A 14,494-nucleotide genomic window follows, 5' to 3' on the forward strand; every position below is an offset into this window, starting at 1 on the left:
TATAGCTAGCTTTGAAGCCATTCGCTTGCCGAGGTTCCTTGAAACCGATCAAGCTTTTCCCTGCGAGGCCACGGCGGCGGCCGCTTTCTCCGCCGCAGCGGCGTCGCCGAGGTAGTAGTGGCGCAGCGGCTTGAGTTCGTCGTCGAGCTCGTAGACCAGCGGAATGCCGTTCGGAATGTTCAGGCCGACTATGTTGCTGTCGGACACGCCGTCGAGGTACTTGACCAGCGCGCGAATCGAATTGCCATGCGCCGCCACCACCAGCCGGCGGCCGCTGCGGATGGCCGGCGCCATCGACTCGTTCCAGAAGGGCAGCACCCGGGCGACCGTGTCCTTCAGGCACTCGGTCAGCGGAATCTGTTCGGGCGAGAGCTTGGCGTAGCGGATGTCCGAACGTTCGCTGCGCGGGTCGTTCGCCTCCAGCGGCGGCGGTGGCGTGTCGTAGCTGCGACGCCAGACGAGGACCTGCTCGTCGCCGTACTTCTTGGCGGTCTCGGCCTTGTTCAGGCCCTGCAGGCCGCCGTAGTGGCGCTCGTTGAGGCGCCACGAGTGCACCACCGGCAGCCAGGTGCGGTCGAGTTCGTCGAGCGTATGCCAGAGCGTGCGGGTGGCGCGCTTGAGCACACTGGTGTAGGCCACGTCGAAGTCGTAGCCTTCGGCCTTGAGCAGGCGTCCTGCCTGCTTGGCCTGCTCGACGCCGGTGTCGGTCAGGTCGACGTCGGTCCAGCCGGTGAAGCGGTTTTCGAGGTTCCAGGTCGACTCGCCATGGCGGATCAGTACCAGTTTGTGCATGAGAAAAGGCCTTTGGGCGGGGGGATGGAGGGGAAGGGCAGGCGGCTGCCGGATGCGCCATTCTAAAATCCGCGGTTTGCCATTCAAGGAACACCGTGAAATTCATTGTCGACAACTGGATGCTGATCCTGATTGCGGTCAGCTCGGGCGCCATGCTGGCCTGGCCGCTGATCCGCGGCACGGGTGGCGGGTCGCTCACGGCGCAGGGCGCGGTGCAGTTGATCAACCGTGAACGCGCCGTGATGATCGACGTGCGCGACGCCGCCGAATACGCCGCGGGCCACGCCACCGGCGCACGCAACGTGCCGCTCGACCAGCTCGAGCAGAAGCTGCCCGGCACTGTCAAGAACAAGTCGGTGCCGGTGCTGCTGATGTGCGCCTCGGGTGCCCGCGCTCAGCGCGCGCTGGCGACGGCCAAAAAGCTCGGCTACGAGCAGGCCCAAGTCGTGGGCGGCGGGCTCAAATCGTGGAAAGAAGCTAACCTGCCCGTCGAGAAGGCCTGAGCATTCCGCCGGGCCGCGGGATTGGAAGTGACCATGCAAGCCGTCAAGATGTACACGACCGCCGTCTGCCCCTACTGCATTCGCGCGAAACAGATTCTCAAGAGCAAGGGTGTCGAGCAGATCGAAGAGATCCGCATCGATACCGACCCCCAGGCCCGCGCCGTCATGATGGAAACGACGCAGCGCCGCACCGTGCCGCAGATCTTCATCGGCGACACGCACGTCGGCGGCTGCGACGACCTGATCGCGCTGGACGGCCGCGGCGGCCTGATGCCGCTGCTGCAGGCGGCGTGAAAAGCGGTCTGAAGGGCCGTCATTCGCAAGGGCGATAATCGTCCGTTCATCCTCTCAGCCCGCGCCGGAACGCTTTCCGGGCGGGCGTTGTTTTGATACCCGAAAGTTCAGCCATGGCCGACCAAGATCCCGTGTTCCAGATTCAGCGCGTCTACCTCAAAGACCTGTCGCTCGAGCAGCCCAACTCGCCGGCCATCCTGCTGGAACAGGAACAGCCCACCGTCGACATCCAGCTCGGCGTGGACGCCCAGCCCGTGACCGACGGCATCTACGAAGTCACCGTGTCGGCCACCGTGCAGACCAAGGTGCAAGACCGCACCGTGTTCCTGGTCGAAGCCAAGCAGGCCGGCATCTTCGAAATCCGCAATCTGCCGGAAGACCAGATGGGTCCGATCCTCGGCATCGCCTGCCCGCAGATCGTCTACCCGTACCTGCGCGGCAACGTGGCCGACGTGATCCAGCGCGGCGGCTTCCCGCCGGTGCACCTGGCCGAGATCAACTTCCAGGCCATGTTCGAGCAGCAGCAGGCCGCAGCCGCCGGCCAGCCGTCGCCCATCACCACGCAGTAAGCGCATCGGCGCACCGCACCGATGAGGATCTGCGTGCTCGGCGCCGGTGCCTGGGGCACCGCGCTCGCTGTCAACGCAGCCGACCGGCATGCGGTCACGCTGTGGGCGCGCGATGACGTCCAGCGGGCTGCGATGGCCGCTTCGCGGCAGAACGCGCGTTATCTGCCTTCCATTGCACTGCCGGACTCGCTTCGCCTGATCGGCGGCCCGGCGCAGGCCGCCGCGCGCGATGCCGACCTGGTGATCGTCGCCACGCCGATGGCGGCCCTGCGCGAGCAACTGGGCGCATTGGTGGCGCTCACGATGCCGGTCGCCTGGCTGTGCAAGGGCGTCGAGGCCGCCGCCGGCCCCGGTACGTTCGGGCTGCTGCCGCACGAGATCCAGACCCAAGTCGCCCCCGCCATGCGTGCCGGCGTGCTCAGCGGCCCCAGCTTCGCGCAGGAAGTCGCGCATTGCCAGCCCACCGCGCTGGTGGCGGCGAGCGCGCACGCCGATGTGCGGACCGCACTGGTCGAGGCCTTCCACGGGCCGAGCCTGCGCGTCTATGCCAACGAGGACATCGTGGGCGTCGAGGTCGGTGGCGCGGTCAAGAACGTGCTCGCCATCGCCACCGGGCTGTGCGACGGCCTGTCGCTGGGCCTGAACGCCCGGGCCGCGCTCATCACGCGCGGCCTGGCGGAGATGACCCGCTTCGGCGTGGCGCTGGGCGCGCATGCCGAGACCTTCATGGGGCTGTCGGGCCTCGGTGACCTGGTGCTGACCGCCACCGGCGACCTCTCGCGCAACCGCAAGGTCGGGCTGCTGCTGGCGCAGGGCCGCACGCTGGCGCAGGCGGTGGAATCGCTCGGCCATGTGGCCGAAGGCGTCTATTGCGCCCGCAGCGTGGTGCAGCGCGCCCGGCACCTGGGCGTGGAAATGCCGATCGCCGAAGGGGTCGTTGCACTGCTGGATGGCCGCGTGCAGCCGGCCGAGGCCGTCGCCGCGCTGATGGGCCGCGACCCGGCGTCCGAAGTCGTCTGATGCAGCCGCGCCGGTTCAGACCGGCGCGTAGGCCAGCCGCACGTAGATCGGTGCAAAGGCCTCGGCCTGCGTAATCTCGACCAGCGTTTCCTTGCCCAGCTCCAGCAAGGCGATGAAGGTGACGATCAGCACCGGCACGCCGCGGCTCACGTCGAACAGCTTCTCGAACTCGACGAACTGCCGCCCCTGCAGGTGGCGCAGCACGATGCTCATGTGCTCGCGCACGCTGAGTTCTTCGCGTGAGATCTTGTGGTGCTGCACGAGCTTGGCGCGCTTCAAGATGTCGGCCCAGGCGTCGCGCAGGTCGACCACGTTCATCTCCGGGAAGCGCGGCTTGAGCGACTGCTCGATGGTGACCTGCGCCTTCCAGAAGTCGCGGCCGTAGGTCGGCATGGCGTTGATCGACGCAGCCTGCAGCTTGGTCTGCTCGTACTCGAGCAGTCGGCGGACCAGCTCGGCGCGCGGGTCTTCGGCTTCCTCGCCGTCGGCCACCTTCTTGGGCGGCAGCAGCATGCGCGACTTGATCTCGATCAGCATCGCGGCCATCAGCAGGTACTCGGCCGCCAACTCGAGGTTCGTCCGGCGCACCTGGTCGACGTAGGTCAGGTACTGGCGCGTCAGCCCGGCCATCGGGATGTCGAGGATGTTGAAGTTCTGCTTGCGGATCAGGTAGAGCAGCAGGTCCAACGGGCCTTCGAAGGCCTCGAGGAAGACCTGCAGCGCCTCGGGCGGGATGTACAGGTCGTTCGGCAGCGCGAACAGCGGCTCCCCATAGAGCCGGGCCAGCGCCACCTGGTCGACGACCTCGGGCATGGCGGCGATCGGCGGGCGGCCGTCGTCCTGCGTGGCAGCAGGCCGCACTTACTTGGCTTGGGTCTGGTAGACGTACGGCTGCTGGGGCACGCGGGCCTGGCCGTATTCGTCGAGCTGGCTGCGGTCAAGGGCCTTGTCCCAGAGCAGGGCGCGGCCGGCGCGCTGTTCCGCCTCGAGCGTGGGCTTCTTCTGCTTCAGTTCGTCGATGAACTGGGTGGCGTCGGAGGTGTAGTGGGGGCGGGCGAAGATGGACATAGACTGGACCTTTGCGGCTGATTTTACCGGGGACGGACATGACACAGGGAAACTGGCGAAAGGCGATCACCATGGGCGTGCTGGCGGCACTGCTGGCCTTGGCGGGCTGCGACAACCAGGCCATCAAGGAACTGGAGGAGGGCGTCTCCACCGAAGCCGACGTGGTCGCGCGATTCGGCCAGCCGGAGAACGTGTGGGACGCACCGGACGGCCGCGTCTTCGAATACAACCGCCAGCCGGCCGGCCAGAAGAACTACATGATCACCATCGGCCCGGACCGCAAGATGCGTGCGCTGCGCCAGGTCCTCACGCCCGCGAACTTCGCCAAGGTGCAGCCCGGCATGTCGATGGAGGACCTGCGCAAGATGCTCGGCAAGCCCGCCAAGGTCACGCCGTATCCGCTCAAGCGCGAGACCGAGTGGGACTGGCGCTGGGTGCAGCCGCCGAATTCGCCGATGGTGTTCACGGCCGTGCTGAACGACGACCTGCGCGTGCTGCGCAGCGGCTCGTCGCCTGATCGCAGCACCGAGGCGCCCTGACGCCGCGGCGGCAGTTTCTCAGCGCACCCGCATGCCGGGCACTGCACCCGGCCACGGCTCCAGCACGTGGATGCCAGGATTGGCCTTCTCGTCGGCGTGGCTGGCGGCGAGCACCATGCCTTCGCTGATGCCGAACTTCATCTTGCGCGGTGCGAGGTTGGCGACCATCACGGTCAGCTTGCCGACCAGCTGCTCGGGCTCGTAGGCCGATGCGATGCCGCTGAAGACGTTGCGCGTCTGCGCTTCGCCCACGTCGAGCGTCAGGCGCAGCAGCTTGGTCGAGCCCTCGACCGGTTCGCAGTTCACGATCTTCGCGATGCGCAGGTCGATCTTGGTGAAGTCGTCGATGCCGATGGTCGGGGCAATGGCTTCGCCCCCCGGCAGCGTGGCGTCGCTTGCGACGGGTTCGATCGCCGCTTGCGCAGCCGGGCCAGCCACTGCGGGCTGACCTGACTCAAAGAGATGGTCCAGCACCTTGGCGTCGACGCGCTGCATCAGATGCTTGTAGTCGCCGATGGTGTGGCCGGCCGGCAGTGGCGTGGCAGCGTCTTCCCAGGTCAGCGGCTCGGTGTTCAAGAAAGCCTCGACGTTGAGTGCCAGCGCGGGCAGCACCGGCTTCAGGTACAGCGTGAGCAGGCGGAAGGCCTCGATGCAGACGGTGCACACGTCGTGCAACCGCGCCTCGGCGCCCTCCTTCTTGGCGAGCTCCCAGGGCTTGTTGGCGTCGACGTACTCATTCACCTTGTCGGCCAGCGCCATCACGTCGCGCAGCGCCCGCGCCGTGTCGCGCGCTTCGTACGACGCGTTGATCGCGGCGGCCTCCGCACGCAGCCCTGCCAGCAGGGTCGCACCATCGTCCGACACCGTGCCCAGCTGCCCGCCGAAGCGCTTGCCGATGAAGCCGGCCGCGCGGCTCGCGATGTTGATGTACTTGCCGACCAGGTCGCTGTTCACGCGCGCGACGAAGTCATCGGCGTTGAAGTCGATGTCTTCGTTCTTGCCGTTGAGTTTGGCCGCGAGGTAGTAGCGTAGCCACTCGGCGTTCAGGCCCAGGCTGAGGTACTTGAGCGGGTCGAGGCCGGTGCCGCGGCTCTTGCTCATCTTCTCGCCGTTGTTCACGGTGAGAAAGCCGTGCACGCAGATCTTGTCGGGCGTCTTGCGTCCGCTGAACTTCAGCATCGCAGGCCAGAACAGCGTGTGGAAGGTGATGATGTCCTTGCCGATGAAGTGCACCTGTTCCAGGTCGGGCTGCGCCATGTACTGGGTGTAGCCGATGGCGCCGTCGCCAGCTTCCACGCAAGCCTTGTCCAACAGGTTCTTCAGCGAGGCGAGGTAGCCCACGGGCGCATCGAGCCACACGTAGAAGTACTTGCCCGGCGCATCGGGAATCTCGATGCCGAAGTACGGCGCGTCGCGGCTGATGTCCCAGTCGCCCAGGCCCTCGCTGGTGGTGCCGTCGGGGTTGGTGCGCACGCTGAACCATTCCTTCACTTTGCGCGCGACCTCGGGCTGCACATGCTGGCCGTTCTGCGTCCACTCTTCGAGAAAGCTCACGCAACGCGGGTCCGACAGCTTGAAGAAGAAGTGCTCGGAGTTCTTCAGCAGCGGCTTGGCGCCGGTCAGGGTCGAGTAGGGGTTGATCAGGTCGGTCGGTGCGTAGACCTTGCCGCACACCTCGCAGTTGTCGCCGTACTGGTCCTTGGCGTGGCAGTTGGGGCACTCGCCCTTGATGTAGCGGTCGGGCAGGAACATGTTCTTCTCGGGGTCGAAGAACTGCTCGATGGTCCGCGTCTCGATCAGGTCGTTGGCCTTCAGGTCGCGGTAGATCTGCTGCGCGAGTTCGTGGTTCTCGGGCGAATCGGTCGAGCTCCAGTTGTCGAAGGCGATGTGAAAGCCGTCGAGGTAGGGCTTGCGACCCGCGGCGATGTCGGCCACGAACTGCTGCGGCGTCTTGCCGGCCTTTTCGGCCGCGATCATGATCGGCGCGCCGTGCGCGTCGTCGGCACCGACGAAGTTCACCTCCGCGCCCGTCATTCGCTGGAACCGCACCCAGATGTCGGCCTGGATGTATTCCATGATGTGGCCGATATGGAAGTTGCCGTTGGCGTAGGGCAGGGCGGTGGTGACGAAGAGCTTGCGCGGGGCGGACATGGGGGCGCTTTCTGGCGAAGGAATCGGAGGCCGGGGGACGAGCAGCGCACGCGGACGTGGGCGGGGGAGGGATTTTAGGCGGCGGCTCGGGAGGCCATGGCAAAGGGGCGATCGGCTAACATATCGACGCAATTCAGCGCTCGCATGAATCGCCGTCAGCGTTCACGTCAAGCAACGCGCCGACCGCAGCCGGCATGACCGGGTGGCAGTCTTCCGATGCATCTGCGCTGGAAAGATGGCGCCTTGCTCGCCTGGCTCCTGGAGCTTTCAATGAACCCGTCTTCCCGTCCCCCCAAAACCTTCTTCGGCGTTCGCAAGCTTCCCGCCCGCGCCGCCAGCTGGGTCATGCCGCTGATTCTGTCCATCCTCATGACCTTCGTGGTGTCGATGATCAGCACCTTGCGCAGCGTGGGCCCGGTGCCCGAGATGCCCGGCATCTGGATGAGCGCCTGGGCGCTTTCCTGGGTCTTCGCCTTCCCCACGCTCCTGCTTGTGCTGCCGCTGGTCCGCAAGGCCACCGCGGCGCTGGTGGACATGGGCTGATTCCGCTGAACCCCTTTCACTGAAAGAGCACCCCGTGATGACTTCTGCCATTCCTGCCACCCTGATCGCCGGCGACGGCATCGGCCCCGAAATCGTCGACGCCACGCTGGCCGCCTTCGACGCCTTGAAGGTCCCGTTCGAATGGGACCGCCAGGTCGCCGGTCTCGGCGGCGTGCAGCAGGCGGGCGATCCGCTGCCGGCGGCGACGCTCGACAGCATTCGCCGCACGCGGCTCGCGCTCAAGGGCCCACTGGAGACGCCGTCGGGCGGCGGCTACCGCTCGTCGAACGTGCGGCTGCGCGAGGAGTTCCAGCTCTTCGCCAACCTGCGCCCGGCGCTCACCGTGATTCCGGGCGGGCGCTACGACAAGATCGACCTGGTGGTGGTGCGCGAGAACCTCGAAGGCCTCTACATCGGCCACGAGCACTATGTGCGCATCGACGACGACCCGCACGCCGTGGGCATGGCGACCGGCATCAACACCCGCCAGGGCTGCCACCGCCTGCTCGAGTACGCCTTCGACACCGCGATCGCCACCGGCCGCAAGAAAGTGACGCTGGTGCACAAGGCCAACATCATGAAGGTGCTGACCGGGCTGTTCCTGGAGACCGGCCTGCGGCTGTACGAAGAGCCGCGCTACAAGGGCAAGTTCGAGCTCGAGACCATGATCGTCGACGCCTGCGCGATGAAGCTGGTGCTCAACCCGTGGCAGTTCGACATGGTGGTCACGACCAATCTCTTCGGCGACATCCTGTCGGATCTGGTGGCTGGCCTGGTCGGCGGCCTGGGCATGGCGCCGGGCGCGAACATCGGCACCGACGCGGCGATCTTCGAGGCGGTGCACGGCTCGGCGCCCGACATCGCGGGCAAGGGCATCGCCAACCCGACCGCGCTGCTGCTGGCCGGCGCGCTGATGCTCGACCACTGCAAGCTGGTCGACCAGGCCACGCGCCTGCGCCGCGCCATCGACGAGACGCTCAACATCGACAAGGTGCGCACCGGCGACCTGGGCGGCACGGCCAACACGGCGGCCTTCACCAAGGCGCTGGTGGCCCGCATCGCCGGAGCGAACTGAGTGTCGGAACAGCCCGCGGCGCGGCCGCTGCCGATCCTCTCGCTCTTGGAAACCCGCGTGCTCGGTGTGCTGGTCGAGAAGCAGCGCACCGTGCCCGACAGCTACCCGCTGACGTTGAACGCCGTGCTCTCCGGCTGCAACCAGAAGACCAGCCGCAACCCGGTGCTGGAAGTGAGCGACGCGCAGGCGCAGTCCGCGATCGACAGCCTCAAGAGCTACCACCTGGTCGACGAGAGCAGCGGCGGCCGGGCGACGCGCTATGCCCACAACATGGACCGCGTGCTGCGCATCCCGTCGCAGTCGAGCATCCTGCTCACTGTGCTGATGCTGCGCGGTCCGCAGACCGCGGGCGAGCTGCGCATCGCCAGCGAGCGCATGCACAACTTCGCCGACATTTCGTCGGTCGAGGGCTTCCTGGACGAACTGGCCGAACGCCCGGCCGGCGCGCTGGTGGTCAAGCTGCCGCGCCTGCCCGGCGCGCGCGAGAGCCGCTGGGCGCACCTGCTGAGCGGCGAGCCCGCCCTCGACGACGCGCCGGTGGCCGCCGCGTCCGGTGCCGATGCCTCGCTGGGCGAGGTCGCGGCATTGAAGGCCAACGTCGCACGGCTCGAAGCCGATGTCGCCGAGCTGAAGGCGCTGGTGCTGCGCATCGCGTCGGAACTCGGCGTCGCGCCGTAGGCCCCGAGGGGCCATTGGCGATGTCGCTGCCCGGCGGGCGGATCGCCTCTTAGACTACCCCGATTCAGGAGTTGTCAATGGCAGTCACACAAGCGGCGATTCAGGACGCGCTCAAGGCGGTTCTCGATCCCAACACCGGCAAGGATTTCGTCAGCACCAAGGCGCTGAAGAACCTGCAGATCAGCGAAGGCGACGTGTCCTTCGACATCGAGCTCGGCTACCCGGCCAAGAGCCAGCACGCGGCGTTGCGCAAGGCCTTCGTGGCCGCGGCGCGCACGGTGCCGGGCGTGGACAACGTGTCGGTCAACATCACGACGCGAGTGGTCAGCCACGCGGTGCAGCGCGGCGTGCAGCTGCTGCCCAACGTGAAGAACATCGTCGCCGTGGCCTCGGGCAAGGGCGGCGTGGGCAAGAGCACCACAGCCGCCAACCTGGCGCTGGCGCTGGCGGCCGAAGGCGCCTCGGTCGGCCTGCTCGACGCCGACATCTATGGCCCCAGCCAGCCCATGATGCTGGGCATCGACCGCCGCCCCGAAAGCGACGACGGCAAGACGATGGAGCCGCTGGAGAACTACGGCGTGCAGGTGATGTCGATCGGCTTCCTGGTCGACCAGGACGAAGCGATGATCTGGCGCGGCCCGATGGCCACGCAGGCCCTGGAGCAGCTGCTGCGCCAGACCAACTGGAAAGACCTCGACTACCTGATCATCGACATGCCGCCGGGCACCGGCGACATCCAGCTCACGCTGAGCCAGCGCGTGCCGATGACTGGCGCGGTGATCGTCACCACGCCGCAGGACATCGCGCTGCTCGACGCCAAGAAGGGCATCAAGATGTTCGAGAAGGTCGGCGTGCCGATCCTGGGCATCGTCGAGAACATGGCGGTGCACGTGTGCTCCAACTGCGGCCACGTCGAGCACATCTTCGGCGCCGACGGCGGCAAGAAGATGGCGGCGCAGTACGGCATGGACTACCTCGGCGCGCTGCCGCTGGACATCAACATCCGCCTGCAGGCCGACAGCGGCAAGCCCACGGTGGTGGCCGATCCCGACGGCGAGGTCGCCGCCATCTACAAGGCGGTGGCCCGCACGGTTGCCGTGGGCATCGCCGAGAAGGCCAAGGACTTCTCGGCGAAGTTCCCGACCATCACGGTCAGCAAGGACACCTGAGCGGCAGCGAGACCGCGATGGGCGACCAGAAGATCGAGTTCTACAAGGGCCCCGCCGGTGGCTGGGGCGCTTTGCGCAGCGTGACCCAGACCTTGCTGCATCAGGACATCGCGGTCAAAGGCGCCAAGACGCTGCTGTCGGCCAACCAGCCCGACGGCTTCGACTGCCCCGGGTGCGCCTGGCCCGACCGCAACCATGCGTCGACCTTCGAGTTCTGCGAGAACGGCGTGAAGGCCGTGGCCGCGGAAGCGACCGCGCGCCGTGCCGGCCCCGAACTGTTCGCCACGCACACCGTCGCCCAGCTCGCGCAGCAGAGCGACTTCTGGCTCGAAGACCAGGGCCGCCTGACGCACCCGATGGTCTACGACGCGGCCAGCGACAAGTACCTGCCGATCGCGTGGGACGACGCCTTCGCGCTGGTCGCCCGGCACGTGAACGCGCTGCCCGACCCGAACCAGGCGATCTTCTACACCTCGGGCCGCGCCAGCAACGAGGCCGCCTTCCTGTACCAGCTGTTCGTGCGCGAGTACGGCACCAACAACTTTCCCGACTGCTCGAACATGTGTCACGAACCGAGTGGCAACGGCATGCGGCCGCAGATCGGCGTGGGCAAGGGCACGGTGACGCTCGAGGACTTCGAGAAGACCGACGCCATCTTCATCTTCGGCCAGAACCCCGGCACCAACCACCCGCGCATGCTGGGCGAGCTGCGCGCGGCCCACAAGCGCGGCGCGAAGATCGTCAGCTTCAACCCGCTGCGCGAGCGCGGCCTGGAGCGCTTTGCCGACCCGCAGGACAAGTTCGAGATGGCGACGCTCGGCTCCACCCTCATCAGCACGCACTACTTCCAGCTGCGCGTGGGCGGCGACATGGCCGTCGTCGCCGGGATGATGAAGCACTTGATCGATCGCCAGGACGCGGGCGAGTCGCTGCTCGACCTCGACTTCATCCGCGAGCACACCACCGGCTTCAGCGACGTGGCCGAAGGCCTGCGCGGCGAGACCTGGGCCGTGCTCGAAGAAGAGTCGGGCCTCTCCGAAGCGCAGATCCGGGCGGCCGCCGACATCTATGGCGCCGCGAAGAGCGCGATCTTCTGCTGGGGCATGGGCATCACGCAGCACCAGAACTCGGTGGGCACGATCCAGATGCTGGTCAACCTGCTGATGATGCGCGGCAACATCGGCCGGCCCGGTGCCGGCCCATGCCCGGTGCGCGGCCACAGCAACGTGCAGGGCGATCGCACGATGGGCATCTGGGAGAAGCCGCCGGTGGCGCTGCTCGACAAGCTGGGCGAGGTCTTCGGCTTCGAGCCGCCGCGCGCGCACGGCTGGGACACGGTCGAGTCGATCGCCGCCATGCGCGACGGCAAGGGCAAGGTCTTCTTCGCGCTGGGCGGCAACTTCGCCGCGGCCACGCCCGATACCTACGAGACCTGGAAGGCGCTTCGCCGCTGCGACCTGACGGTGCATGTCACGACCAAGCTCAACCGCAGCCACGTGGTGCACGGGCGCGAGGCGCTGATCCTGCCGTGCCTGGGTCGCACCGAGATCGACATCCAGGCCGGTGGCCCGCAGGGCGTGACGGTGGAGGACTCGATGAGCATGGTGCACATCTCCACCGGCATCAACCCGCCGGCGTCGGAACACCTGCTGTCGGAGCCAGCCATCGTGGCGCGGCTGGCGGCGGCCACCATCGGCCACAGAAGCAGCACGCCGTGGCTCTGGCTGATCGAGGACTACGCGCGCATCCGCGACAAGATCGAAGCGGTCTTCGCCGACTTCAAGGACTTCAACCTGCGCGTGGCCGTGCCCGGCGGCTTCCGCCTGCGCAACACCGCGAGCGAGCGGGTGTGGACCACGGCGACGAAGAAGGCGAACTTCGTGGCACACGCCGTGCCGCGCGACACGCCGTCGCACCGCGCCCGCGCGCGCTTCGCGGCCCAGGGCGACACGGTGGTCTTCACGCTGCTCACCACGCGCTCGCACGACCAGTACAACACCACCATCTACGGGCACGACGACCGCTACCGCGGCGTGTTCGGCCAGCGCCGCGTGGTCTTCATCCACGAAGCGGATATCCGGGCGCTTGGCATGAAGGACGGGGACTGGGTCGACATCCACACGGTGTGGGAAGACGCTGGCGACGGTGCACAAGTGCGTCGTGCCGACCGCTTCAAGCTGGTGGCGTATGACATCCCGCGCGGCAACTTGGCGGCCTACTACCCGGAGACGAATCCGCTGGTGCCGCTGGATTCGGTCGCGCTCAATGCCGGCACGCCGGCGTCGAAGTCGATTCCCGTGATCCTCACGCGGCACACCGCACCCGTCGCCGCCAAGGCCGACCACGAGTCCAGCGCCTATGCCATCGGCTAAGGTGTGGGCATGACCACCGGCATCGGCTCCGACCTCGACCCGCTCTCTCAATCCATCCTGCGCGCGCTGGCCGACGCGCCACGCGACGACGGCGTGTCGCTGCCGCGGCTGGGCAAGCAGCTGGGGCAGGGCGCGAGCGTGCTGATGCGCCAGCTCACGTTGATGGGCGACGCCACCCTTGCGGGCGTGCGCGGGCCGGGATGGGTGCGCGTGGTGCAGTTGGAAGACCGCTGGGTGGTGCACCTCGAAGCGCCCGGTCGCGCCCTTCTGGCCGCGCTGCCGCCGCAGGAGGACAGACCATGACCGTCGACACGCGCCCCGTGCTGTCGCCGCTCTTGCATCGCACGGTGCAGGTCTTCGGTGGCGCGGCCGATGCGCAAGGCACGGCCCGCCACGACGTGCTGGCGGCCGAGGTGCCGGTGGCGCTGGTCTTCAACGGCATCTCGCACGCGGTGATGATGGCGACGCCGCAGGACATCGAGGCCTTCGCGCTCGGCTTCGCGCTGAGCGAAGGCATCCTCGATGCCGCGGCCGACTGTCGCGGCATCGAGGTGAACACAGTCGCTGCCGCCGATGCCGGCCTGCCGCCGGGCGTCGACGCGATCGAGGTGCAGCTCGAGATCTCCACGCGCAGCTTCGAACGGCTCAAGGGCCGGCGCCGTAGCCTGGCGGGCCGCACCGGCTGCGGGGTCTGCGGGGTCGAGAGCTTTGCCGGTCTGGAGCTTGAGTCGGAGCCGCTGCCGCCGCACGACTGGGTGTCGCGCGTCGACCTGCAGACCGTGCTGCGCGCCATCGACGCGCTGCCGGCGTGGCAACGCCTCAACGCCGAGGCGGGCGCCATCCACGCAGCGGGCTGGGCGACGCTGGAAGGCGAATTGGTCGCGGTGCTGGAGGATGTCGGCCGCCACAACGCGCTGGACAAGCTGATCGGCACGCTGGCGCGCATGGGTCGCCTGGGTGAGCCGGGCTTCGTCGTGCTGTCGAGCCGGGGCAGCCACGAGCTGGTGCGCAAGTGCACGCGCGTCGGCATCGCCGCGCTGGCGACGATCTCGGCGCCGACCGCGATGGGCGTTCACGTGGCCGAGCTGGCCGGGCTGCGTCTGTGGGGCCTGTGCCGGGCGCCGCGAGCGGTGCTGTACGCCGACGGTCAGACGCCGGGCTGACGCTCAGGGGTGGGCGTCCCAGCCGGGCGGCGCGGGTTGGGCGGCGCCGTAAACGCTCTGGAATTCGGCGGTGAGGGAATCCAGGCCGAGGGGCGCGCTCGCCTCGTGCAGCGGCTTGTCGTTCAGAAAGCGCAGCGTGCAGTCGCCCATGGTGATGGTGTCGCCGTGCCGCAGGCGCCGCACGCGCACTCGCACGTCGTTCACGTAGGTGCCGTTGCGGCTGTTGAGGTCGTGCAGCTTCACCGTGCTGCCGTCGCGCGCGAACACCGCGTGATGGCGGCTGACGCTCTCCGCGTCGATCACGATGTTGTTGAGCGAGCCGCGCCCGACGGTGGTCTGGCCGGTGTGCAGGGGCACCAGCTTGGTCAGCCCGCGCTGGTTGATGACGATCAGTTTCGGCATGTTCTTGTCCTCGAGTCTTTTGAGCGCGGTCGCCCGATGCGGCGGGGACACCGCCACACCGCCTCTGGCACCGTCGAGCCACTGTAGGGGCGGGCCATGGAGAACCAAAGTTCGAACAGAGCGGCGGAAACCGCCCATCTCGCCGCTTTGGCCCTA

Annotated in this window: 17 protein-coding genes; 12 read left to right on the plus strand and 5 right to left on the minus strand. The window is 67.7% G+C overall.

The annotated features are described in order from the left end of the window. Nucleotides 1–48: 48 nt before the first annotated feature. Nucleotides 49–792, minus strand: coding sequence for a 2,3-diphosphoglycerate-dependent phosphoglycerate mutase (gpmA, locus tag ACSFA0_RS15980; protein WP_435451252.1), 744 nt, complete (start codon nucleotides 790–792; stop codon nucleotides 49–51). 95 nt (nucleotides 793–887) lie between these two features. On the opposite strand from gpmA, the gene ACSFA0_RS15985 reads away from it, so the two are divergent. The 4 genes from ACSFA0_RS15985 (at nucleotide 888) to ACSFA0_RS16000 (ending at nucleotide 3,178) form a co-directional block, all read left to right on the plus strand. Beyond that, on the plus strand, nucleotides 888–1,295 hold the full coding sequence (locus ACSFA0_RS15985) for a rhodanese-like domain-containing protein (RefSeq protein ID WP_435451253.1): 408 nt from the start codon (nucleotides 888–890) through the stop codon (nucleotides 1,293–1,295). Nucleotides 1,296–1,328: 33 nt separating this feature from the next. Continuing rightward, on the plus strand, nucleotides 1,329–1,589 hold the full coding sequence (gene grxC / locus ACSFA0_RS15990) for a glutaredoxin 3 (protein ID WP_435451254.1): 261 nt from the start codon (nucleotides 1,329–1,331) through the stop codon (nucleotides 1,587–1,589). Nucleotides 1,590–1,702: 113 nt separating this feature from the next. Continuing rightward, nucleotides 1,703–2,158: a protein-export chaperone SecB gene (gene secB / locus ACSFA0_RS15995; protein WP_435451255.1), complete on the plus strand. Its 456-nt coding sequence runs from the start codon at nucleotides 1,703–1,705 to the stop codon at nucleotides 2,156–2,158. Nucleotides 2,159–2,179: 21 nt separating this feature from the next. Next, nucleotides 2,180–3,178, plus strand: coding sequence for an NAD(P)H-dependent glycerol-3-phosphate dehydrogenase (locus ACSFA0_RS16000; RefSeq protein WP_435451256.1), 999 nt, complete (start codon nucleotides 2,180–2,182; stop codon nucleotides 3,176–3,178). A 15-nt stretch (nucleotides 3,179–3,193) separates the two neighbouring features. On the opposite strand, the gene ACSFA0_RS16005 is transcribed toward ACSFA0_RS16000, so the two are convergent. Both ACSFA0_RS16005 and ACSFA0_RS16010 read right to left on the minus strand, forming a co-directional pair. Continuing rightward, nucleotides 3,194–3,991 carry a segregation and condensation protein A gene (locus ACSFA0_RS16005; protein ID WP_435451911.1) on the minus strand — a complete coding sequence of 266 codons (798 nt, stop codon included), beginning with the start codon at nucleotides 3,989–3,991 and terminating at the stop codon, nucleotides 3,194–3,196. Nucleotides 3,992–4,039: 48 nt separating this feature from the next. Then, complete coding sequence (locus ACSFA0_RS16010) at nucleotides 4,040–4,246, minus strand: DUF3460 family protein (RefSeq protein WP_435451257.1); 207 nt, start codon at nucleotides 4,244–4,246, stop codon at nucleotides 4,040–4,042. Between the two features lie 38 nt (nucleotides 4,247–4,284). On the opposite strand from ACSFA0_RS16010, the gene ACSFA0_RS16015 reads away from it, so the two are divergent. After that, nucleotides 4,285–4,785, plus strand: a complete 501-nt coding sequence (locus ACSFA0_RS16015; RefSeq protein WP_435451258.1) for an outer membrane protein assembly factor BamE — start codon at nucleotides 4,285–4,287, stop codon at nucleotides 4,783–4,785. A gap of 18 nt (nucleotides 4,786–4,803) precedes the next feature. On the opposite strand, the gene metG is transcribed toward ACSFA0_RS16015, so the two are convergent. Further along, complete coding sequence (gene metG / locus ACSFA0_RS16020) at nucleotides 4,804–6,936, minus strand: methionine--tRNA ligase (RefSeq protein WP_435451259.1); 2,133 nt, start codon at nucleotides 6,934–6,936, stop codon at nucleotides 4,804–4,806. A 270-nt stretch (nucleotides 6,937–7,206) separates the two neighbouring features. On the opposite strand from metG, the gene ACSFA0_RS16025 reads away from it, so the two are divergent. The 7 genes from ACSFA0_RS16025 to fdhD all read left to right on the plus strand — a co-directional run bounded on the left by ACSFA0_RS16025 (nucleotide 7,207) and on the right by fdhD (nucleotide 13,936). Then, entirely contained in the window at nucleotides 7,207–7,479 is a 273-nt protein-coding gene (locus ACSFA0_RS16025) for a DUF2798 domain-containing protein (RefSeq protein ID WP_435451260.1), read from the plus strand. 37 nt (nucleotides 7,480–7,516) lie between these two features. Next, nucleotides 7,517–8,554, plus strand: a complete 1,038-nt coding sequence (locus tag ACSFA0_RS16030) for an isocitrate/isopropylmalate dehydrogenase family protein (protein ID WP_435451261.1) — start codon at nucleotides 7,517–7,519, stop codon at nucleotides 8,552–8,554. Next, nucleotides 8,555–9,232 (plus strand): YceH family protein, encoded by a 678-nt coding sequence (locus tag ACSFA0_RS16035; protein WP_435451262.1) that lies wholly within the window; start codon nucleotides 8,555–8,557, stop codon nucleotides 9,230–9,232. A gap of 77 nt (nucleotides 9,233–9,309) precedes the next feature. After that, on the plus strand, nucleotides 9,310–10,401 hold the full coding sequence (gene apbC, locus ACSFA0_RS16040; protein ID WP_435451263.1) for an iron-sulfur cluster carrier protein ApbC: 1,092 nt from the start codon (nucleotides 9,310–9,312) through the stop codon (nucleotides 10,399–10,401). A 17-nt stretch (nucleotides 10,402–10,418) separates the two neighbouring features. Next, nucleotides 10,419–12,773, plus strand: coding sequence for an FdhF/YdeP family oxidoreductase (locus tag ACSFA0_RS16045; RefSeq protein ID WP_435451264.1), 2,355 nt, complete (start codon nucleotides 10,419–10,421; stop codon nucleotides 12,771–12,773). 9 nt (nucleotides 12,774–12,782) lie between these two features. Then, nucleotides 12,783–13,076, plus strand: coding sequence for a hypothetical protein (locus tag ACSFA0_RS16050; RefSeq protein ID WP_435451265.1), 294 nt, complete (start codon nucleotides 12,783–12,785; stop codon nucleotides 13,074–13,076). Further along, nucleotides 13,073–13,936 carry a formate dehydrogenase accessory sulfurtransferase FdhD gene (gene fdhD, locus ACSFA0_RS16055; protein WP_435451266.1) on the plus strand — a complete coding sequence of 288 codons (864 nt, stop codon included), beginning with the start codon at nucleotides 13,073–13,075 and terminating at the stop codon, nucleotides 13,934–13,936. Before ACSFA0_RS16050 ends, fdhD begins: the two co-directional genes overlap by 4 nt. A 3-nt stretch (nucleotides 13,937–13,939) precedes the next feature. Here fdhD and ACSFA0_RS16060 read toward each other — a convergent pair whose 3' ends face one another. Continuing rightward, nucleotides 13,940–14,338, minus strand: a complete 399-nt coding sequence (locus ACSFA0_RS16060; protein WP_435451267.1) for an FHA domain-containing protein — start codon at nucleotides 14,336–14,338, stop codon at nucleotides 13,940–13,942. Between the last annotated feature and the right edge of the window lie 156 nt (nucleotides 14,339–14,494).

Source organism: Variovorax restrictus (assembly GCF_051216715.1).
GTDB lineage: Bacteria > Pseudomonadota > Gammaproteobacteria > Burkholderiales > Burkholderiaceae_C > Variovorax.